Source organism: Pseudomonas sp. IT-P176 (genome assembly GCF_949767245.1).
In the GTDB taxonomy this organism is placed as follows: domain Bacteria; phylum Pseudomonadota; class Gammaproteobacteria; order Pseudomonadales; family Pseudomonadaceae; genus Aquipseudomonas.
On sequence record NZ_CATKPN010000123.1, the window covers coordinates 22,540 to 42,603 of the forward strand.

Consider the following 20,064-nt stretch of genomic DNA (forward strand, 5'->3'; position numbering starts at 1 on the left):
GCAGCCTTTTCGCTGGCAAGCTCCGCTTGCCAGCAATGAGCCTGGATTATCTTCAACGTAGGACCGTCAACGATTGGCCAGGAATGCCAACAACGCCTCGGTGACGAATTGTGGGTTTTCCAGATTGCAGATGTGCCCCGCCTCGGGCACCAGTTGGTAAGGGCAACCGATCAACTCGGCCATTTCCATGGTTTCTGAAGGCGGCCTTGGCGTGTCCTGCTCCCCGCACATCAACAGCGTCGTATCCGGGCTCAATTGATTCAGGCGCGCCAGCATGTCTTCGCGACCGAAGGTGATACGCCCCAGCGGCACGATGCTCCTGCGCAGCCGTTCGGCTGGCAGCGCGGCCAATGAGTCGCGCAACTGTCGATACAACGCTGATTGCGGGTCGATTCCCGGCCGGAAGAAGATTGGCACCACGACATCGAGGATCTGCGGTGTAATTGCACCCGCCTCCTCAATCTGCTTGAGCAGTAAGAAATAGTATTGCCGAGTGGCTTCGGGCTCAGCCCCCAGGTACGTGTCCATCAGTACCAGGGCGCTTATGCGTTGCGGGTGCGACAGGGCCAGGCGCGCTCCCCACATTCCGCCCACTGAAAGACCCACCAGTGCGACACGCTCAATGCCCAGGTGATCGAGTAACGCCAGTGCCTGGCGCGCCAGGTCATTGAGTGAAGCGGTTCCCTGCGGCAGCGTCCCGGACTCCCCGTGCCCCCACAAATCCAGGGCAATCACCCGATAGTGTGAGGACAACGCGGCAATCTGCGGCGCCCACATGGCATGGTCCCACAAGTAGCTTCCAGCCAGGAGCACGGCAGGGCCTGTGCCCTGATCAACATAGTAAAGGGGCTCACCATCAATAGTAACGAAGGGCATCCTGTATCTCCTGCGTAGGCTCTGTTGAAAAAATGCCCGCAAAGACTGTCCCGCCCGGGTACCTCCGTCAATTCAAGCCTTAACAGTAGATATTACAGAGCCCCCGACAACAGAAACCACGACCGCGATCTGCAGTAATGGCTATCTCAAACTCACAACCGGCTTACACGCGATGATCTCCCCCAATGGTTCGACGGCTTTAACAATTAGTCTAAAACACCGAGCGCAAGTTAATCCTTCACTGCATTCCAAAGATGAAAAGCAACACTAACAAACTGTAAAACACCCACAAAGACTTCCACCAATAAAAATACTACTTTCAGGGCTTCAAAAACCCATTGAAAAGTAGAGCTCATACAATGAACAGCATCAGCGACTACACACGCAACTTTGAACGCAGCGCCAATATCAGCGAACTCAGAATATCTGCAAAAATAGCCGAGGAAAACTGGGCAGGCACCGATGACAAAGTATACATAAGCATGGGCCATCATAATAACTTCCAGTTGTTTTCCGACGCCCCCAGGGTGGGTGAAATCATTAGCGTTGACATTGATATTTCCCGCCTGTTCGGAAAACAAAGCATTCACATCAGTGAACTGCAAAATATCTCCCTGCACCAAGTACCTATTGCTCACCCCATCGCCAGCGACAACTGGGAGCTAGAGTCGCTGATACTGACCGCCAATGGCGTTTTCACTAACCGTTCCTTCAAACAAATTCATCAGTGGCTGCATGCCTCTTCCTCACATCTCCAGCAGGTTTGGGCTGGACATATCAATTGGTCAGACTGGAGCAACTCCGACAATCGTCCCGTCGATATCAACACCCAAACCTATCCCGTGCGCTGGATGCCCTGGATCGGCGATATCAAATCATGGCGAACCTACGATCCCTCGACTATCGAGGGCACAGGCCAACTGGTCGGCATGGTCGATGGAAGGCTGCTGGGCGAACTGTTGAAAGACCGACAGACAGAAGTACTAACGCCAAACACCCCCAACGATAGTTACACCTGGGTGTATACCCCAGAGGGTGCAATTATCTACAGGCGTTGGAAACATGAGTCGCGAAACGACTACATCAGGCATAGCCAACTGGGCAGTGGACGACCGGTCATCTGCGCAGGCGAATTCAGAATAGAGAGTGTCAACGATGGTATTGCCTTGCGAGACGTTATCGCTAGCGTCAATGACGCCTCCGGCCACTATCAACCCGATGGAGGATTATGTTTGAAGTACGTAGAGGAAAAGCTCAACGGATTAGGCATTGATACCGATGATACCCATTGGTACTTCAAACAAAAATAAGTCCTCTGTAACGACTTCGCGGCAGGTCGGATCGAGACCCGACCTACCGCGAACAGGCCGTCGATGTGTTCAAGCGCGGGCTTGGCAAGCAGGACGTAACCAGGACGCAATTGCCCCATACGAACGGATGGAGCAACGAGCGAATTGATCCTGGCGGGGCAGCCAGCGCCGCAACTCAAAGCGTGTCAGCGTGAGCTTGTCGGCGAAAGTCAAACGGAATTAATTCTTCCTCTCAATTGACAATTATTATCATCTAGCCTAGCTTGTCGCTCAATGCGTAGGACGGATCCGAAGCGCTGGTCGTCCCACTAACTTTTTGCAGCGAGGTGACTTCCATGGCGCAATCCGTTTCCACAGACAGCTGCGACTCATCCTTACTCCAGGCGTTCGTCGACAACCGGCTGATGCTGGTGAAGACTGCGGCACGCATTACGGGTTGCCGGTCGCGTGCCGAAGACGTGGTGCAAGACGCTTTCTTCCGCTTGCAATCGGCGCCCCAGATCACCTCTTCGTTCAAGGCCCAGCTCAGCTACCTGTTTCAGATCGTGCGCAACCTGGCGATCGATCACTACCGCAAACAGGCCCTGGAGCAGAAGTACTCGGGCAGTGAAGAAGAAGGCTTGAATGTGGTCATCCAGGGTGCTTCACCGGAAACCTCGCACATCAACTTCCGCGTCCTGGAAAACATCGCCGATGCCCTTGGCGAATTGCCCAGCCGGACCCGCTACGCCTTCGAGATGTATCGCCTGCACGGCGTGCCACAAAAAGATATCGCCAAGGAACTGGAGGTCTCGCCGACCCTGGTGAACTTCATGATCCGCGATGCGCTGGTGCACTGTCGCAAGGTCTCGGACACCCTCAGCGATACCTTCGCCCGCCGCTGACCAATCCCTCCCCCCGACCTCGCAGAGTGATGAGTTGATTTCAGCCCTGGGGCACAGCGACGAGCGCAATCTTGTAAGGCTGGAAAATCTTCAGCATCTGGCCGTTATCCCGCAGGCCCTGCAACATCTTGCCGAACGCTTCGCCACTGAGCGGTGCCTGCGGACGGATCAGGGCGTAATGGTGATAGACCTGATCAACCCGCTCGGACACCAGCAAGTGGGAGGCGACCTGTTCGTTGCGCAACACGTAGTCACTCAAGAACGAGCGGGTAACCAGGGCGATGTCGGCACGACCGCGCAGCACCATCAGCAGGTTGCTGTCGTGGGAATACGTCAGCGTCACGTTGTAGCGGCTGGCGAGGTAGCGGGTGTCGGAATTGAAGTCGGCAAAGGCATAGTGATAGCCATTGAACAGCGCGAGGCGTTTGTCCTGCAGATCGGAAAAATAGCTTTGCGCGCGCTCAGGGAGCAGTTGCGAGACGAACACCTCCGCATCCTCCAGGCCCATGTCGACGGCGGTGTGCGGGACATCCTTCCAGCCCCACTGGGGATTCTCGAAGATAGCCACGTCGATCCGGCCCTGCTTGAAATCACCGAAGCGGCGCGGAATGGAGGTGGGCACCTGGACAAATTGATAGTCGCCCTGCAACTGGTTGAGGGCGACGATCAATTGCGCGAGAAGACCGGTATCGGCGCCGGTTTCCGGGCGAATGGTGTAAGGCGGGAAATGCGCCGCGCCGATGCGCACCAGTTGTGCGGCCGAACTCGGCGCTACCGACAGCGCACCTAGCGCCATCAACAACATCCGCGAAGCCATCCGAACTGGCGAATACATCAACCAACACCACCCCTGAAAATAGACCCACCTGGATTAAGCTAGGCGGTTTCGCCCACTAAGACAACGCGATGGTGGCTATTTAATGCGTTTTGCCCAAATCGTCATGCTTGCGTCAGCACCAGAATCAACGCCTCATCGGCCAACTGATCGAGGTTCATGCTGCCATCGGGGCGAAACCAGGTGGTGGTCCAGGACAATGCACCGGTGAGGAAACGACGGGTGATGAACAGGTCCCCGCGTATCAGCCCCGCGTCCTTGGCTTCTCCCAGTACCTGCAGCCAGATCTGCTCGTAAATGTCGCGCAGCGCCAGCACCTGGGCCTGCCCGCCTTCGGACAACGAGCGCCATTCGTAGACCAGCACCGCCATCGCCTCGCCGCTGCCGCCCATGATCGACTGCAACTCGCAGCGGATCAGCGCCAGGACTCGCTCGCGCACGCTGGTGGATTGCGCCAGGGCGGCGCGCATCAACGCGGTGTTGTAGCGAATGGTTTCCTCCATCACCGCGCGCAGGATTTCGTCCTTGCTCTTGAAGTGATGAAAAATGCTGCCGGACTGAATCCCTACCGCACTGGCCAGGTCGCGCACCGTAGTGCGTTCATAGCCCTTGTTGCGAAACAGGTGGGCCGCCATCTGCAGCAGTTTGCCGCGAGCGCTGTCCGGATCGGTCAGTTGCCCGTTATCGACCAACTCGCGCATTACCAGCAGAGCTTTTTGCTCGTCCACCCATTCTCTCCTACAGTCGCTCGAACCCAATGCACACACCACAAATGCCGTGGCTGGCGCGGGCAATTTAAGCCGCCGAAGGAAACCAAGCAAGCGCTCGGGTAAAAGTCCTGCCCGGGATTTACAAACCAAGCGCTTGCTTGGTAGTCTCGAAACACTTCTGTCGGAGGCTTGCCATGAACAAGACGGTTCGTATCGGATGTGCCAGTGCCTTTTGGGGGGATACCTCGACCGCTGCCGCTCAACTGGTGGAAGGCGCCGCCCTGGACTATCTGGTCTTCGACTACCTGGCAGAAATCACCATGTCATTGCTGGCCGGGGCGCGCATGAAGGATCCCCAGGCCGGCTACGCCAGCGACTTCGTCGAGGTCCTCAGTCCGTTGCTCGGGCAGATCGCCGAACAGCGCATTCGGGTGATCAGCAACGCCGGCGGGGTCAATCCACTGGCCTGCGCCGCCGCCTTGCAGCGCGCCTGCGACCAGGCCGGCGTGCCTCTGAAGATCGCCGTCCTGCTGGGCGATGACCTGCAACCGCAGTTCAAGCAATTGGCCGCCAGTGGCGTGCGCGAGATGTTCAGCGCAGCGCCCCTGCCGCCCGTCTGCGTATCGACCAACGCCTACCTTGGCGCTCCCGGCATTGTCGAAGCCCTGCGCCTGGGGGCGGACGTGGTCATCACCGGGCGAGTCGTGGACAGCGCGGTGGTCAGCGCAGCACTGGTGCATGAGTTCGGCTGGGCGTGGCACGACTACGACCGCCTGGCCCAGGCAGCACTGGCCGGGCACATCATCGAGTGCGGCGCACAGTGCACCGGCGGCAACTTCACCGATTGGCAGCAGGTGCCGGACTACGAGCACATCGGTTTCCCCGTGGTCGAGTTCAGCGCCGACGGCCAGTTCATTGTCAGCAAACCCGAAGGCTCCGGTGGTTTGGTCACGCCCTTGAGCGTGGGCGAACAATTGCTCTACGAAATCGGTAATCCACGGGCCTACCGGCTGCCGGACGTAATCTGTGATTTCAGCCAGGTCAAACTCCAGCAGCAGGGCCCGAACCGGGTCCAGGTCCACGGCGCCAAAGGCTTTCCGGCACCGGCGCAGTACAAGGTCAGCGCCACCTACCCGGATGGTTTCCGTTGCACCGCCAGTTGCTTGATTGCCGGGATCGACGCCGTGGCCAAGGCGCGCCGGGTGAGCGAGGCGATCATCAACAAGACCGGGCAAATGTTCAGTCAGCGCGGTTGGGCACCCTATAGCGAAGTGCACATCGAACTGCTCGGCAGCGAGGCCACCTATGGTCCTCACGGGCAACGCCAGGACAGCCGCGAAGTGGTGATCAAGCTCGCGGTACGGCATCCGAACAAACAGGCACTGATCCTGTTCTCCCGGGAAATCGCCCAGGCTGCCACCGGCATGGCGCCGGGCCTGACCGGCATTGTCGGCGGCCGTCCTACGGTCTACCCGCTGATCCGCCTGTTCTCGTTCCTCATCGACAAAAACGCCTGCACCCTGCAGATCGACCTGCAAGGCCAGCGCCACCCTTGCACCCTGCCCGCCCTCGATCACCTCGACAGCGCTGACCTGCCCTTGCCCTTTATTGCCCCCAAACCCCAAGGCCGTGCCGATGCCAGCGTGGCACTGGTGAAACTGGCGGTGGCGCGCTCCGGTGACAAGGGCAATCACAGCAACATCGGGGTCATGGCCCGCGCCCCCGAATACCTGCCGTGGATCGCCGAAGCACTGACTCCCGAGGTGGTCGTGGACTGGATGAGCCACGTGCTCGACCCGCTCCTGGGGCGCGTCGAGCGCTGGTACCTGCCAGGCAGCCACAGCCTCAATTTCCTCCTGGAAAATGCCCTTGGCGGTGGTGGCGTGGCCAGCCTGCGGATCGATCCACAAGGCAAGGCATTCGCCCAGCAACTGCTGGAAATCCAGATTCCGGTGCCGCAAAGCATCGCTGACCAAGTCAACTAGAGGGCTGTCGCCGTGGCTTTTGATTCGATCTTCAAACCCGAGCTGTTTGCCGGTCAAAACATCATTGTCACCGGTGGCGGCAGTGGCATCGGCCGCTGCACCGCCCACGAACTGGCAGCCCTTGGCGCCCACGTGCTGTTGGTGGGGCGCAAGGCGGAAAAACTGCAGCAGGTCGCCGCCGAAATTGCCGCCGACGGTGGCCAGGCCAGTTGGCAAGCTTGCGACATTCGTGAGGAGGAAGCGGTCAAGCAACTGGTCAGCGAACTGCTCAAGACCCACGGCCCGATTCATGGCCTGGTCAACAACGCCGGCGGCCAATACCCTGCGCCACTGGCGTCGATCACCCAGAAAGGCTTCGAGACGGTGATGCGCACTAACCTGGTGGGCGGTTTCCTGATGGCCCGGGAGGTGTTCAACCAGTCCATGTGCAAGACCGGGGGCGCCATCGTCAACATGCTCGCCGACATGTGGGGCGGCATGCCGGGCATGGGCCACTCGGGGGCTGCGCGCTCGGGCATGGACAACTTCACCAAGACCGCCGCCTTCGAATGGGGCTACGCCGGGGTCCGGGTCAATGCCGTGGCCCCCGGCTGGATTGCGTCCAGCGGCATGGACACCTATGAAGGCGCGTTCAAGGCGGTGATCCCGACCCTGCGCGAGCATGTGCCGCTCAAGCGCATTGGCAGCGAATCGGAAGTCAGCGCCGCCATCGTGTTCCTGCTGAGTCCTGCGGCCGCCTTTGTCAGCGGCAGCACCTTGCGCATCGACGGTGCAGCCAGTCTCGGCAGTCGGGCGTGGCCATTGCACAAGGCCCAGCACAGCGAGTCCTTCAATGGCTTTCACCGCGCCTTCCTGCCCGATGTACTCAAGGACGAGGACTAAGCGATGCCCATGATCGAATCCCAACTCGACCCCCACAGCCCGCAGTTCGCGCAGAACCGCGAGGCGATGCTGGCCAGCATCGAGCAGGTCCGCCAACTGGAACGTAATCTGCTGGCCAAGGCCGCCGAGGCCAAGGCGAAATTCGACCGGCGCGGACAACTGCTGCCACGTGAACGCTTGAATCTGCTACTGGACCTCGGCGCGCCGTTTCTCGAACTGGCGAGCCTGGCCGGCTATAAATTGCACGACGACAAAGACGGTAGCCAGGCAGGCGGCGGCTTGATCGCCGGGATTGGTTATGTGTCCGGGGTGCGGGTACTGGTGGTGGCCAACAACAGCGCGATCAAGGGCGGGACCATTTCCCCCAGCGGCCTGAAAAAATCCCTGCGCCTGCAGCAGATCGCCATGGAAAACAAACTGCCGGTGATCACCCTCGCCGAAAGCGGCGGCGCCAACCTCAACTACGCCGCAGAGATTTTTGTCGAAGGCGCGCGCAGCTTTGCCAACCAGGCGCGGATGTCGGCCATGGGGTTGCCACAGATTACCGTGGTGCACGGCTCGGCCACCGCTGGTGGAGCCTATCAGCCCGGGCTTTCGGACTACGTGGTGGTGGTGCGCGGCAAGGCCAAGCTGTTTCTCGCCGGCCCTCCGCTGCTCAAGGCTGCCACCGGGGAAATCGCCACCGATGAGGCCCTGGGCGGCGCCGAAATGCACGCGCAGACCGCCGGCACCGCCGAGTACCTGGCCGAGAACGATGCCGATGGGCTGCGCCTGGTGCGCGAGATCGTCAGCCTGTTGCCGTGGAATGCCCGTCTGCCACTGCCCGCCCGCACCGACTTCGATGAGCCGCTGTACCCCATCGAGGATCTGCTGGGACTGATTCCCACCGATCCGAAAAAACCCTACGACGTGCGCGAAATCATCGCGCGTATCGCCGACGGTTCGCGCTTCCTCGAGTTCAAGGGCGAGTTCGACCAGCAGACCCTGTGTGGTCATCTGAAAATCCAGGGCCGGCCCTGTGGTTTTATCGGCAACAACGGCCCGATCACCCCGCAAGGCGCGAGCAAGGCGGCGCAGTTCATCCAGCTGTGTGACCAGAGCCAGACTCCGCTGCTGTTTTTCCACAACACCACCGGCTTCATGGTCGGCACCGAGTCGGAACAGCAAGGGGTGATCAAGCATGGCTCCAAGCTGATTCAGGCCGTGGCCAATGCCCGGGTGCCGAAGCTGACGCTGGTGGTCGGCGGCTCCTACGGTGCCGGCAACTACGCGATGTGCGGCCGGGGACTCGATCCGCGGTTCATCTTCGCCTGGCCCAACAGCCGCACTGCGGTAATGGGCGGCGCCCAGGCCGGCAAGGTGCTGCGTATTGTCACCGAGGCCAGGCAGCTCAAGGATGGCCTGGTCCCGGACCCGAAGATGCTCGACATGCTGGAGCAGGTCACCGCACAGAAACTCGACAGCCAGTCCACCGCCCTATACGCCAGTGCCAACCTGTGGGATGACGGGCTGATCGATCCACGGGACAGCCGCACGCTGCTGGGCTACCTGCTGGATATTTGCCAGGAGGCCGAGGTTCGTCAGCTGCATCCCAACAGTTTTGGTGTCGCCCGGTTCTAGCCCGGCCAAAGGAGAACAACAATGATCTTTACCCAGGAACACGAAGCCCTGCGCCGTACCGTGCGCCAGTTTGTCGACAGCCAGATCAACCCCTACGTCGATGAGTGGGAGAAGGCCGGGCGCTTCCCGATCCACGAGATTTTTCGCCAGGCCGGCGAACTCGGCCTGCTGGGCATCAGCAAACCGGAAAAATTCGGCGGCATGGGCCTGGACTACAGCTATTCGATAGTCGCGGCCGAAGAGTTCGGCACCATTCACTGTGGCGGGATCCCCATGTCCATCGGCGTGCAGACCGACATGTGCACCCCGGCGCTGGCGCGCTTCGGCTCCGATGAACTGCGCGAGGAGTTCCTGCGTCCGGCCATCAGCGGCGAACAGGTCGGCTGCATTGGCGTCTCGGAAGTCGGCGCCGGGTCCGATGTCGCCGGGTTGAAGACCACCGCGCGCAAGGACGGCGACGACTACGTGATCAACGGCAGCAAGATGTGGATCACCAACGCACCGAGTGCCGACTTCATCTGCCTGCTGGCCAACACTTCCGACGACAAGGCGCACATCAACAAGTCGCTGATCATGGTGCCGATGAACACGCCGGGCGTCAGCCTCGGCTCGCACCTGGACAAACTGGGCATGCGCAGCTCGGAAACTGCCCAGGTATTCTTCGATGACGTGCGCGTGCCGCAACGTAACCGCATCGGCCACGAAGGGGCCGGGTTCATGATGCAGATGCTGCAGTTCCAGGAAGAACGCCTGTTCGGCGCGGCCAACATGATCAAGGGCCTGGAGTACTGCGTCGACAGCACCATCGAGTACTGCAAGGAACGCAAGACCTTCGGCAATGCCCTGATCGACAACCAGGTCATCCACTTCCGCCTGGCCGAACTGTCCACCGAGATCGAGTGCCTGCGGGCGCTGGTCTATCAAGCCACCGAGCAGTACGTCAAAGGCCAGGACGTCACCCGCCTGGCGTCCATGGCCAAGCTCAAGGCCGGTCGCCTGGGCCGGGAAGTCAGCGACAGTTGCCTGCAGTACTGGGGCGGCATGGGCTTCATGTGGGACAACCCGGTGGCCCGCGCCTACCGCGACGTGCGCCTGGTGTCGATCGGCGGCGGTGCCGACGAAATCATGCTGGGGATTATCTGCAAGCTGATGGGTACCCTGCCCGGGAAGAAAAAATGAGCACCCTGCCCGATTGCCAGACCCTCTTGCTGGAACTGCACAGTGGCGTGCTGCACATCACCCTGAACCGCGCCGATTGCCGCAACGCCATGAGCCTGCGGATGGTGGCCGAGTTACGTGCGGTGCTGGCGGCGGTCCGCGATGACCGGCAGGTACGCGCACTGGTCTTGGGCGGTGCCGGCGGGCATTTCTGTGCCGGCGGCGACTTGAAAGACATGGCCAACGCCCGAGCCCAGGGCGCAGACGCTTACCGGGAACTGAACCGGGCCTTCGGCGCGTTGCTGGAAGAAGCCCAGCACGCGCCTCAAGTGCTGATCTGTGTGTTGCAGGGCGCGGTACTCGGCGGCGGCCTGGGCCTGGCCTGTGTCAGCGACATTGCCCTGGCCGACCACAAGGCACAATTCGGTCTGCCGGAAACCAGCCTGGGGCTGCTACCGGCGCAGATCGCGCCCTTTGTGGTCCGGCGCATCGGCCTGACTCAGGCCCGGCGCCTGGCCCTGACGGCGGCGCGTTTTGACGGGCACGAGGCACGGCGCCTGGGCCTGGTGCATTTTGTCGAGCAGGATGCGCAAGCCTTGGCCGAACGCCTGGACGCGGTACTCGAGCACGTCCTGTGCTGCGCGCCAGAGGCCAATGCCGCGACCAAGGCCCTGCTGCTGGCCAGCACCGAACAACCGTTGGGGCCATTGCTCGACCAGGCCGCCGAGTGGTTCAGCGCTGCAGTGACAGGCGCAGAAGGCGTCGAGGGCACCCTGGCGTTTGTCCAGAAACGCAAACCAGGTTGGGCGCCCTGACAACATCGCAAGCAGGCCCTTACCGACTCCGCACTCACCAATGGGAACCCGACCATGCCGACCCTGCGCAAAATTCTCATCGCCAACCGCGGTGAAATTGCCTGCCGCATCCAGCGCACCGCCCAGGCCCTGGGCTATCGCACCGTGGCCGTCTTCAGCGATGCGGATGCCGACGCCCTGCATGTGCAACTGGCCGACGAAGCCGTGCACATCGGCCCTGCTGCGGTGGCCCAGTCCTACCTCAATGCCCAGGCGATTCTCGACGCAGCACGACGCAGCGGGGCCGACGCGATCCATCCCGGCTACGGTTTCCTCTCGGAAAACGCGCCGTTCGCCCAAGCCTGCGCCGACGCCGGGCTGACCTTTATCGGCCCAAGCCCCGAGGCCATCGAACTGATGGGCAGCAAACGCCTGTCGAAAATCGCTATGCTCGCTGCGGGCGTGCCGTGCATCGCCGGCTACCAGGGCGCAGAGCAGGACGATCAGACCCTGGCGCGCGAAGCCGAGCGCATCGGCTATCCCTTGATGATCAAGGCCAGCGCCGGTGGTGGTGGACGCGGCATGCGCCTGGTGCACGAGGCCGACCAGCTAGTGGAGCAACTGCGCACCGCGCGTTCCGAGGCCCTGAATGCCTTTGGCAGCGCCGAGCTGATTCTGGAGCAGGCACTGATCGCTCCGCGCCACGTTGAAATCCAGTTGTTCGGCGATCAACACGGCCACCTGATCTATCTCGGCGAGCGTGACTGTTCCATCCAGCGCCGCCATCAGAAAGTCATCGAAGAGGCGCCTTGCCCGGTGATGACCCCACAGCTGCGCCAGGCCATGGGCGAAGCCGCACTGAAGGCGGCGCGCGCGGTCAATTATGTCGGTGCCGGCACCGTGGAGTTCTTGCTCGATAGCCGGGGGCACTTTTACTTCCTCGAAATGAACACCCGGTTGCAGGTCGAACATCCGGTTACCGAACTGATCACCGGTCTCGACCTGGTGGCCTGGCAACTGCAGGTCGCCGCTGGATTACCCCTGCCGTTGCGCCAGGAACAGGTCGAACTCAAGGGGCATGCCATGGAGGTGCGCCTGTATGCCGAAGACCCGGCGCAGGCGTTCATGCCGCAGACCGGGCGCGTCCATCACTGGTTGCCGGCGCTGCAAGAGGGTGTGCGCATTGACCATGGCCTGCTCGAAGGGCAACAAGTCAGCCCGTTCTACGACCCCATGCTGGGAAAAATCATCGCTTACGGCGCTACTCGCGAAGAGGCGCGGCGCAAACTGTTGCGGGCAGTCGAAGACACGGTCCTGCTGGGGGTGCAGACCAATCAGCGCTTGCTCGCCGCCCTGCTGGACCATCCGCAGTTCATCGCTGGCGAGTTCAGTACCGACTTTATCCCCGAGCATTTCAGCGCTCACCCAAGCCTGCACCCCCACACCCCCAACGCCGAAGAACTGGCAATCGCCGCGGCCTTGTTCTACCAGCAGTCCGCCCAGGTGCACGGCGCAGGGCTCACGGGCTGGCGCAACAATGCCAGTGCCCCGCTGCAACTGCAGATCGGCCTGCAGGATGCCCGTTGGTCTGCGCAGATAACGGTGCTGGCCGAAGGTCAGTTGCGCATTGAGGTGGCCGCGCAAACACTGCACCTGAAGTTGCTGGAGATCAGCCCGCACTCAGCCTATCTGGAGCTCGATGGTATCCGCCGGCGTTGTGCCTATGCCTTGGCCCACGACCAGCTCTGGCTGGGCACCCGTCCTGGCGCCCTGGTGCTGCAAGACCAGACGCTGGCACCGGTGCGTGGCCAGGCCGCCGCCAGTTGTGGGACCCTGAAAGCGCCGATGGACGGGGCGATCGTCGATGTGTTGGTCAGCGAAGGCGCACAGGTCAGCAAGGGCCAATTGCTCCTGGTACTGGAGGCAATGAAGATGGAACACCCGCTCAAAGCCGGCATCGACGGCGTGATCAAACGCTTGCAGGTCAGCCGGGGCGATCAGGTGAAAAATCGTCAGATTCTGTTGGAGGTTGAATAAGTCCCTAGGCGGAACCGCCGCGGTTGGCTACGCTCAGCCTCATCAGTACGCGGATACCGGGAAAGCTGCGATGCCTCATTGGCTGGTAATTGATCTTGAAGCGACAACTGATGATGGCGGCTGGCCTATCGAAGAGATGGAAATCATTGAAATCGGTGCCACCCTGGTCAACCGCCAGGGCCGCGAGCTGGATCACTTCCAGCGCTTCGTCCGGCCGTTGCGACGGCCCTTGTTGACCCCATTTTGTCGGGAACTGACCCATATCACCCAGGCCAACATTGACGCGGCCCAACCGCTGGCAGACGTCTGGCTGCAGTTCGAACGCTGGCTCGGCCAGCATCACAGCCGCCTGGAGGGCTGGGCCAGTTGGGGCGACTACGATCGCAAACAATTACTCCAGGAATGGCAGCGCCTGCAACTCGACAGCGCCCTGAGCCGGGTGCCGCACATGAATCTCAAGCAGCGCTTTGCCAAGGCCCGCCGACTGGAGCGGCCACTGGGCCTCAATGCGGCCCTGCAACTGGCCGGCCTGCAGTTCAGCGGGCAACAGCATCGGGCGCTCGAGGATGCGCGCAATACCGCCCGTTTATTACCGTTGACCCTGCCCGCCACTCCTTGAGTGCAACAGGTGACGGGCGAAAAGGCCTTGTGCATACTGGCCGGCCTTTTTAGCCCTTTTCGAGGAATCGCCCATGTTCAAAGTCAACGAGTACTTCGACGGCACCGTCAAGTCGATTGCTTTCGGCACTGCCGAAGGTCCGGCCACCATCGGCGTCATGGCAGCGGGCGAATACGAGTTTGGTACTAGCCAGCGCGAAATCATGCACGTGGTCTCCGGCGCCCTGACCGTCAAACTGCCGGACAGCGACGATTGGCAAACCTTCGCCGCCGGCAGCCAGTTCAATGTTCCGGCCAACAGCAAGTTCCAACTCAAAGTGGCGGTCGACAGCGCCTACCTGTGCGAATACCGCGGCTAAGCGTTATTGCGCTACAACAAAAATGCCCGTGTCCTGCGACACGGGCATTTTTCGTTTTGCACCCACGGGATTACTCGAGAATCGTCACCGGCATGCCAACTTCCAGCCGCCCATTGGCGTCGTTGACCAGATTCTGCCCAAACATCGCACCATCGGCTTGCGCGCGATACTGCTGCAGGGTTGCCAACGGCTCGCGGTCAGCACTGCGCTCACCGGTCTGCGGGTCGATGGTGGTCAGGATGCAGCGCGAGCACGGCTTGACCACACGGAACTCGACATCGCCAATACGAATCCGCTTCCAACCGTCCTCGGCAAACGCTTGGCTGCCTTCGATCACCAGGTTGGGCCGGAACCTGAGCATCTCCAGCGGCCGACCGACCCGTTGCACCAGGTCATCGAGCGAAGCCTGGCCAATCAACAGCAGGGGGAAACCATCGGCGAAGGCGACTTTATCGTCATCCTTGCCATAGCCTGCCTGGGTGGTCCGGGCCAACACCTCGGGTACTTGCACCAGGCGCGTGGGCTTTCCGATAAACGCGCTGACCCAGGCAGCCGCGGCGTCACCGGCATCAGGCACCCGCAAGGTGTCGCGCCAGATGGTCACGCCACGCAGTTCGGCGTCGTCCACCGGCAAGGCCACCTCAATCGGCGAATGCCCAGGCGCCGCCAGTGTCAGGCCACCCGTGGCATTCCACAGGGCCGACAATTGACTCATCGCCGCAACCGCCCGCTGCGTCAGAAACCGCCCACTGGCCTCGTCCACCAGCATCCAGCGACGGTCACCGACCAGCCCCAGCGTGTCCAGGTGCGCCTGTTGCAGGACTTCACCCTTGGCGGACTTGAGTGGATAACGGTACAGCGCGCTCAGACGCAACATGGCCAGCTCCCTGATGGGCAAAAACGCCACCCTATACGAGCTTGATCGCCGAATCAAAGGCCGGGGGGCTGCCAACGCCTTGCAGGTGCGGATTTTGTGGGGCTGGCAACGCGAGTAGACGGAGCGCCGCTCGGCCCACAGTAAATCTGCCTGCCCGCAAATATTGTGTACCGCCAGCAAACCTGTGGGAGCAAGGCTTGCCGCGATAGCGGTGTATCGGGGGCCATCGATGTTGAATGGACCGGCCCCATCGCGGGCAAGCCCGCTCCCACAGTGGTTCTGGGTGTTCGCAGATTCTGGGTACACCCACTCAACCTGTGGGAGCTGGCGCCCGCTTGCGGCTTGCCCGCGATAACGGTGTGTCAGGCACCATCGATGTTGAATGGACTGGCCCCATCGCTAGCAGGTCGGCAGGCCGCCTCGCCCGCCCTTACCACTCATCAGGCTGGGACTTCATCGAGCATCAACCGCTGGCGCACCACATCGACCAGTTTGTCGGGCTGGAACTTGGAAAGGAAGTTGTCGCAACCGACCTTCTTCACCATCGATTCGTTGAAACTGCCGGATAGCGAGGTGTGCAGCACCACGTACAGCCCCCGCAAACGCGGATCGTTGCGGATCTCGGTAGTCAGGCGGTAGCCGTCCATTTCCGGCATTTCCGCGTCGGTGAAGACCATCAGCAGCTTCTCGGTCATCTCCACCCCACTGTCTGCCCAGCTCTTGAGCAGTTTCAAGGCTTTCAGGCCGTCGCTGGCAATGTGCATTTTCACCCCCAATTGGCTGAGGGTATCGCGCATCTGCGCCAGCGCCACGTTGGAGTCGTCCACCAGCAACACTTCACGATGGCGGGCACGCTCGAGTACTGGGTCCTCGAGTTTCTCGCGCGAGACCTTGGTGCTGTAGGGCACGATCTCGGCGAGGACTTTTTCGACGTCGATGATTTCCACCAACTGTTCATCGACTTTGCTGATGGCGGTCAGGTAATGCTGGCGACCTGCGCTAGTCGGCGGAGGCAGAATGGCTTCCCAGTTCATGTTGACGATGCGGTCCACACCGCCGACCAGGAACGCCTGAACCGAACGGTTGTACTCGGTGACGATAATCGTGCTGTTGGGGCCCGGCACCAGCGGGCGCATGCCAATGGCCTGGGACAAGTCGATCACCGGCAGGGTCTGGCCACGCAGATTGACCACACCACAGACAAATGGATGACGATGGGGCATCAGCGTCAGCTTGGGCAGCTGCAGGACTTCTTGCACCTTGAAGACGTTGATCGCGAACAACTGCCGACCGGCCAGGCGGAACATAAGGATTTCCAGGCGGTTCTCACCCACCAGTTGGGTGCGTTGATCTACCGTGTCGAGAATGCCGGCCATTATGACTCCTGGGTTTACCGATGAATTCACTCAGGCAAGATATCGGCGGCGGCCTGCACTTCTTGACCCTGGAGAGACGGGCCGCGTAAAAAAATTGATGTCATATTGGCATCATGCTCTACTGAATGAATCTCCCCCGGGTAACGTGCTCCACGAACAGCCCCCATCAGCCTTGCGTGTAGCGCATCAGGGAAACCCCTAGATGCAATCGGGACTCGCCTGATATTCGTGATATCCATTAGCCATTAATGTGACGCCATTCTCATTGCATGAATGGAGTCAGGCTTTTGTTGTTGATCGCGGAGCCACCGCCAGGCCCTCTTTACCCCCCTTCAAAACATTCAGCGAGAGCCTCACGACGCCGTGCCGCCGTCGTTCGTTGTGCTACCCCTGCCACCAACGCCGTAGCCCTATGGGTAACTGGTAGGGACCTGCCGGAAAAACCGGAACCGTCCTACAGACTTTGTGCAATTGCAGACAGTAACTTAGCCCCGTTCACCAGACGCCCGATTGCCCTACCTGACTTGAAGTCGTGGAGAAAAGCATGTTGATCGAACGGAATAACTGGAACCCTCGACTGCCTGAATTCCTGATTGAAGCCGAAATGCTGCTGGCAAAATCGGAGGAGTGCCTGGCGCACCTGCAATTGATCAAAAACGACCCGGACGCCATCCACTGCCTGCTTGGCACTCTGCTGACCCTGGCCAATCGCGCGGACGTCCTGGCCCTGGGCGCCATCTGTACATTTGCCCGCTCCCTTCACGCCGTACTCAGCCAGGTACGAGGGCAAGTCAATCTGCATGACCAGGCACTTGGTGCTTTAAAGGAGTGTTTGACGCTGATCGCCTGGCAACTGGAACTGGTCGATCGACATACCGGTGATCTGCGCCTCGACAACACCGAGCAGGCGTTTTTGCTTGAGGCATTCGTGGCGCAAATCGACTGTGCGGCCTTTCCGTTCGCCGGGCCGACCAGCGGCCTGGCCTGCGCAAACATGGCCACCAGGCGGGCGTAAAGCTCGTCATCAAGACCGTGCCGGGGCGATGTGCACAAGCGCGACCAACCGCACCTTAGGTGGTAACATGCGCACCAATTAATTGACGCTACAGAAATGACACTCTGAATCCCGGCCCTTGGCGGCGGGAAGTGCAAGGCTCTACCTTGCCCCTCAGACTGCTCTGCTTTGCAGCCGCCCGCTCCAGTCAATCACCCTGACCGGCCAGCCCACAGCGAACATTCATGGGTTCCCTGCGCCATGCACGCCAGCCTCAAATCAGTCATGAACTGGCGCCCCTCCCGACAGGCAGCACAACGCCTGACCCTGCTGCTTTGCCTTTGCACTGCCATCGGTTGCCTGCTGGCCTATTCCCTGTCCAGCCCGGTGCCATGGGCCTTGCTGGTGTTGAGCCTGGCGGCGGCAATCGGCGTATTGCGCCAATACCTGCGCTTGCGCAGCGCCATCAAGTTTCAGCCCCACGAGCTGGCGGACCGCTTGCTGCAGGTCCAGGAAAGCGAACGTCATCGACTCAGCCGGGAGTTGCACGACGACATCGGCCAATTGCTCACCGCAGCAAAACTGCAAAACGAATGGCTCAAGCGCCGCCTGCCAGCAGAACTGCACAGCCACTGCAACCTGCTCGGCGAAACCCTGGAAGACACCTTGGCCAAGGTGCACGACATCTGCGCCGTGCTCAATCCACGGCAACTGTCGAGCCTGGGCCTGGAAGCCAGTTTACGCGCCCATCTGCTCAAGACGCTGGCCAACAACAGCCTGCACTGGAGCCTGGAATGCCAGCAGCAACTGGCAGGCATTCCAGAAGAAATGGCGGTCGCGGCGTTTCGCGTCACCCAGGAAGCCATCACCAATGTGCTGCGCCACGCCCAGGCCGAGAATCTGCTGGTCCGTTTGCAACGTACCCCGGAGGGGCTGGCACTGTTGATCAGTGACGATGGCGTGGGCTTTTGTCCTGCCGCGTTTCCTGGCCGTGAAGGACAGCGTGGCATGGCGGGCATGTCGGAACGGGTCGAGCAGTTGGGCGGCAAGCTGGACGTCAGAAGTGACCCGGGCAAGGGGACACGGATCGACGCCCTTTTCCCCTGGGCACCCCGCACACTCGAACGAGCCGCCACCCATAAGGTTCCCCATTGACTTGCAATTTGCTACTGGTAGATGACCACTCGCTGATCAGGGCTGGCGTGCGTGCGCTGGTCCTGGATATTCCCGGCTATGCGGTGATTGGTGAGGCCGACGATGGGGCCCAGGTGCTGGAGATGGTCGAGACCTTGAACCCGGACATCATTGTCCTCGACCTCTCGATGAAGCAGGTCGGCGGATTGGACGCACTGCAAAGGCTCAAGGCGGTCCATCCGCAGAGCAAGGTGCTGATCCTGTCGATGCATACCGACCCGACGCTGGTCATGCGCGCCCTGGAGTCCGGGGCTCATGGCTACCTGCTCAAGGACACCACGGCCACGGAGCTCGCGCACGCCCTTGAAGCCCTGCGCAACAACGAACGCTACCTGAGCCCCGCCATCGCCCACACCGTGATCGACCAGGCGCTGGCACGGGCCCACAGCCCTCAGGCTCCCACCGTTGATAGCCATAACCTCACCGCGCGGCAACTGGAGATCCTGCGGCTGATCGTACGCGGCAAATCCACTCGCGAGATTGCCTGCGGCCTGGGGCTGAGTATCAAGACCGTGGAAACCCACCGCTCGCAGATCATGAAGCGCCTGCAGATCTACGAGGTGGCGGGGCTGGTGCTGTTTGCCGTGCGCGAGCGCATCATCAGCCTCGACGACTGACCCGGTTCACGCCTTGAGCAAAGGCGAGTCCGCGGGTAGATGCACGCGCAATGCGCCAGGACGCACCGAAAAGCGCAGGCTCTCGCCTTCCAGTGGCTCGCCATCAAGATTGATATAGAGCCCCTCCGAGACCTTGATCTCGACCCATGGCAGGCGCGCGCGGACAAACATGTTGTCGATGCCCCAACCGTCCGCCAACAAATCCTTGAGCGTGCCCACGACATCCTGCGGTGCCGGGAGGATGCTGACATCCAGCAGGCCGTCATTGACCAGCGCCTGCGGACATAACTCATGCCCGCCACCGGCCTGCCGGCCATTGCCGATCCCCAGTGCCAGTAACTGCCCATGCCAGTGAAAATCGGGACCTTGCAACTCGCCGTAGGCGGCATGCAACTCGCTGAAGCGCGACAGTCCGGTGAACAGGTAAGCCGCCCCGCCCAGCATCTTCTTCAGGTCTTCAGAGGTGTTCGCCGTCACCTGGCTGCCAAATCCGCCGGTCGCCATGTTGAGAAATACCTGACCGCCCACTTCCCCCAGGTCGATCGGTTGCGCCGGCACGTCGAGCAACGCGAGCGCCTCTCGCGGTACCAGGGAAACCCCTGCTGCGCGCGCAAAGTCATTGGCTGTACCCAACGGCAGCAGCACCAGGCTAGCTTGATCAGTCTGCGCCGCCAGCGCTTCAGCGATGTCGCGCAAGGTACCGTCGCCACCTCCGGCAATCAATCGGGTAAAGCCGGCAGCCAGTGCCTCTTGCACCAGACGCTGGGCGTCCCCGGCTTCCCACGTCAGGCGCACCGCCAGTTCCCAGCCTTGTTCGCGCTTTTCCTCGACCGCCGAACGGACCTCTTCGTTGAGTGCCTGCTTACCGTGCAAAATCAACAGCGCCTTGCGCTCACTCATCGTCATCTCCCCGGTTGATCTAAGGCCTCTGGCAAATG

19 protein-coding genes are annotated in these 20,064 nt (G+C 61.1%); 13 read left to right on the plus strand and 6 right to left on the minus strand.

The annotated features are described in order from the left end of the window. Nucleotides 1-66: 66 nt before the first annotated feature. Nucleotides 67-876 (minus strand): alpha/beta fold hydrolase, encoded by an 810-nt coding sequence (locus tag ACM6IP_RS26210; RefSeq protein WP_414862625.1) that lies wholly within the window; start codon nt 874-876, stop codon nt 67-69. A 359-nt stretch (nt 877-1,235) separates the two neighbouring features. Here ACM6IP_RS26210 and ACM6IP_RS26215 point away from each other — a divergent pair, with 359 nt between their 5' ends. Both ACM6IP_RS26215 and ACM6IP_RS26220 read left to right on the plus strand, forming a co-directional pair. After that, nucleotides 1,236-2,186, plus strand: coding sequence for a hypothetical protein (locus ACM6IP_RS26215; RefSeq protein WP_414862626.1), 951 nt, complete (start codon nt 1,236-1,238; stop codon nt 2,184-2,186). A gap of 335 nt (nt 2,187-2,521) precedes the next feature. Continuing rightward, nucleotides 2,522-3,070: an RNA polymerase factor sigma-70 gene (locus ACM6IP_RS26220; RefSeq protein ID WP_095168205.1), complete on the plus strand. Its 549-nt coding sequence runs from the start codon at nt 2,522-2,524 to the stop codon at nt 3,068-3,070. A gap of 40 nt (nt 3,071-3,110) precedes the next feature. Here the strand turns inward: ACM6IP_RS26220 and ACM6IP_RS26225 are convergent, their stop codons facing one another. Next, complete coding sequence (locus ACM6IP_RS26225) at nt 3,111-3,905, minus strand: substrate-binding periplasmic protein (RefSeq protein WP_095168203.1); 795 nt, start codon at nt 3,903-3,905, stop codon at nt 3,111-3,113. Nucleotides 3,906-4,009: 104 nt separating this feature from the next. Then, nucleotides 4,010-4,633: a TetR/AcrR family transcriptional regulator gene (locus tag ACM6IP_RS26230; protein WP_095168201.1), complete on the minus strand. Its 624-nt coding sequence runs from the start codon at nt 4,631-4,633 to the stop codon at nt 4,010-4,012. Nucleotides 4,634-4,809: 176 nt separating this feature from the next. On the opposite strand from ACM6IP_RS26230, the gene ACM6IP_RS26235 reads away from it, so the two are divergent. The 8 genes from ACM6IP_RS26235 to ACM6IP_RS26270 all read left to right on the plus strand — a co-directional run bounded on the left by ACM6IP_RS26235 (nt 4,810) and on the right by ACM6IP_RS26270 (nt 14,068). Further along, a complete protein-coding gene (locus tag ACM6IP_RS26235) occupies nt 4,810-6,600 on the plus strand; it encodes an acyclic terpene utilization AtuA family protein (RefSeq protein ID WP_414862627.1) in 1,791 nt (596 codons plus the stop codon). A gap of 12 nt (nt 6,601-6,612) precedes the next feature. After that, nucleotides 6,613-7,482 (plus strand): SDR family oxidoreductase, encoded by an 870-nt coding sequence (locus ACM6IP_RS26240; protein ID WP_159997239.1) that lies wholly within the window; start codon nt 6,613-6,615, stop codon nt 7,480-7,482. 3 nt (nt 7,483-7,485) lie between these two features. Beyond that, on the plus strand, nt 7,486-9,102 hold the full coding sequence (gene atuC / locus ACM6IP_RS26245) for a geranyl-CoA carboxylase subunit beta (RefSeq protein ID WP_414862628.1): 1,617 nt from the start codon (nt 7,486-7,488) through the stop codon (nt 9,100-9,102). A 21-nt stretch (nt 9,103-9,123) separates the two neighbouring features. After that, complete coding sequence (gene atuD, locus ACM6IP_RS26250) at nt 9,124-10,281, plus strand: citronellyl-CoA dehydrogenase (protein WP_401128676.1); 1,158 nt, start codon at nt 9,124-9,126, stop codon at nt 10,279-10,281. Next, on the plus strand, nt 10,278-11,075 hold the full coding sequence (locus tag ACM6IP_RS26255; RefSeq protein WP_414862629.1) for an enoyl-CoA hydratase/isomerase family protein: 798 nt from the start codon (nt 10,278-10,280) through the stop codon (nt 11,073-11,075). Before atuD ends, ACM6IP_RS26255 begins: the two co-directional genes overlap by 4 nt. 54 nt (nt 11,076-11,129) lie before the next feature. Then, a complete protein-coding gene (locus ACM6IP_RS26260) occupies nt 11,130-13,091 on the plus strand; it encodes an acetyl-CoA carboxylase biotin carboxylase subunit (RefSeq protein ID WP_414862630.1) in 1,962 nt (653 codons plus the stop codon). Between the two features lie 70 nt (nt 13,092-13,161). Next, a complete protein-coding gene (locus ACM6IP_RS26265) occupies nt 13,162-13,710 on the plus strand; it encodes an exonuclease domain-containing protein (protein WP_095168190.1) in 549 nt (182 codons plus the stop codon). A gap of 73 nt (nt 13,711-13,783) precedes the next feature. Continuing rightward, nucleotides 13,784-14,068 (plus strand): pyrimidine/purine nucleoside phosphorylase, encoded by a 285-nt coding sequence (locus ACM6IP_RS26270; RefSeq protein WP_095168189.1) that lies wholly within the window; start codon nt 13,784-13,786, stop codon nt 14,066-14,068. Between the two features lie 70 nt (nt 14,069-14,138). Here the strand turns inward: ACM6IP_RS26270 and ACM6IP_RS26275 are convergent, their stop codons facing one another. Both ACM6IP_RS26275 and ACM6IP_RS26280 read right to left on the minus strand, forming a co-directional pair. Beyond that, a complete protein-coding gene (locus ACM6IP_RS26275) occupies nt 14,139-14,945 on the minus strand; it encodes an MOSC domain-containing protein (protein WP_320332765.1) in 807 nt (268 codons plus the stop codon). 440 nt (nt 14,946-15,385) lie between these two features. Then, nucleotides 15,386-16,321 (minus strand): chemotaxis protein CheV, encoded by a 936-nt coding sequence (locus tag ACM6IP_RS26280; protein ID WP_159997247.1) that lies wholly within the window; start codon nt 16,319-16,321, stop codon nt 15,386-15,388. A 544-nt stretch (nt 16,322-16,865) separates the two neighbouring features. Between ACM6IP_RS26280 and ACM6IP_RS26285 the strand changes: the two genes are divergently transcribed. The 3 genes from ACM6IP_RS26285 (at nt 16,866) to ACM6IP_RS26295 (ending at nt 19,126) form a co-directional block, all read left to right on the plus strand. Beyond that, complete coding sequence (locus ACM6IP_RS26285) at nt 16,866-17,336, plus strand: hypothetical protein (protein ID WP_414862631.1); 471 nt, start codon at nt 16,866-16,868, stop codon at nt 17,334-17,336. Nucleotides 17,337-17,576: 240 nt separating this feature from the next. Beyond that, nucleotides 17,577-18,470, plus strand: a complete 894-nt coding sequence (locus ACM6IP_RS26290) for a sensor histidine kinase (protein WP_414862632.1) — start codon at nt 17,577-17,579, stop codon at nt 18,468-18,470. Then, nucleotides 18,467-19,126 carry a response regulator gene (locus ACM6IP_RS26295; protein WP_401128662.1) on the plus strand — a complete coding sequence of 220 codons (660 nt, stop codon included), beginning with the start codon at nt 18,467-18,469 and terminating at the stop codon, nt 19,124-19,126. Before ACM6IP_RS26290 ends, ACM6IP_RS26295 begins: the two co-directional genes overlap by 4 nt. Nucleotides 19,127-19,132: 6 nt before the next feature. Here ACM6IP_RS26295 and yegS read toward each other — a convergent pair whose 3' ends face one another. Further along, the gene (gene yegS / locus ACM6IP_RS26300) at nt 19,133-20,026 is read right to left on the minus strand and encodes a lipid kinase YegS (RefSeq protein ID WP_159997255.1); all 894 of its coding nucleotides are present in this window, start codon (nt 20,024-20,026) and stop codon (nt 19,133-19,135) included. Between the last annotated feature and the right edge of the window lie 38 nt (nt 20,027-20,064).

What these genes read in the sequence shown, in the direction of transcription:
- ACM6IP_RS26215 (WP_414862626.1), top strand. Translation starts at nt 1,236, where the DNA reads ATGAACAGCATCAGCGACTACACACGCAACTTTGAACGCAGCGCCAAT.
- ACM6IP_RS26260 (WP_414862630.1), top strand. Translation starts at nt 11,130, where the DNA reads ATGCCGACCCTGCGCAAAATTCTCATCGCCAACCGCGGTGAAATTGCC.
- ACM6IP_RS26285 (WP_414862631.1), top strand. Translation starts at nt 16,866, where the DNA reads ATGTTGATCGAACGGAATAACTGGAACCCTCGACTGCCTGAATTCCTG.
- atuC (WP_414862628.1), top strand. Translation starts at nt 7,486, where the DNA reads ATGCCCATGATCGAATCCCAACTCGACCCCCACAGCCCGCAGTTCGCG.
- ACM6IP_RS26280 (WP_159997247.1), bottom strand. Translation starts at nt 16,321, where the DNA reads ATGGCCGGCATTCTCGACACGGTAGATCAACGCACCCAACTGGTGGGT.
- ACM6IP_RS26265 (WP_095168190.1), top strand. Translation starts at nt 13,162, where the DNA reads ATGCCTCATTGGCTGGTAATTGATCTTGAAGCGACAACTGATGATGGC.
- atuD (WP_401128676.1), top strand. Translation starts at nt 9,124, where the DNA reads ATGATCTTTACCCAGGAACACGAAGCCCTGCGCCGTACCGTGCGCCAG.
- yegS (WP_159997255.1), bottom strand. Translation starts at nt 20,026, where the DNA reads ATGAGTGAGCGCAAGGCGCTGTTGATTTTGCACGGTAAGCAGGCACTC.
- ACM6IP_RS26210 (WP_414862625.1), bottom strand. Translation starts at nt 876, where the DNA reads ATGCCCTTCGTTACTATTGATGGTGAGCCCCTTTACTATGTTGATCAG.
- ACM6IP_RS26270 (WP_095168189.1), top strand. Translation starts at nt 13,784, where the DNA reads ATGTTCAAAGTCAACGAGTACTTCGACGGCACCGTCAAGTCGATTGCT.
- ACM6IP_RS26275 (WP_320332765.1), bottom strand. Translation starts at nt 14,945, where the DNA reads ATGTTGCGTCTGAGCGCGCTGTACCGTTATCCACTCAAGTCCGCCAAG.
- ACM6IP_RS26225 (WP_095168203.1), bottom strand. Translation starts at nt 3,905, where the DNA reads ATGTATTCGCCAGTTCGGATGGCTTCGCGGATGTTGTTGATGGCGCTA.
- ACM6IP_RS26255 (WP_414862629.1), top strand. Translation starts at nt 10,278, where the DNA reads ATGAGCACCCTGCCCGATTGCCAGACCCTCTTGCTGGAACTGCACAGT.
- ACM6IP_RS26235 (WP_414862627.1), top strand. Translation starts at nt 4,810, where the DNA reads ATGAACAAGACGGTTCGTATCGGATGTGCCAGTGCCTTTTGGGGGGAT.
- ACM6IP_RS26290 (WP_414862632.1), top strand. Translation starts at nt 17,577, where the DNA reads ATGCACGCCAGCCTCAAATCAGTCATGAACTGGCGCCCCTCCCGACAG.
- ACM6IP_RS26220 (WP_095168205.1), top strand. Translation starts at nt 2,522, where the DNA reads ATGGCGCAATCCGTTTCCACAGACAGCTGCGACTCATCCTTACTCCAG.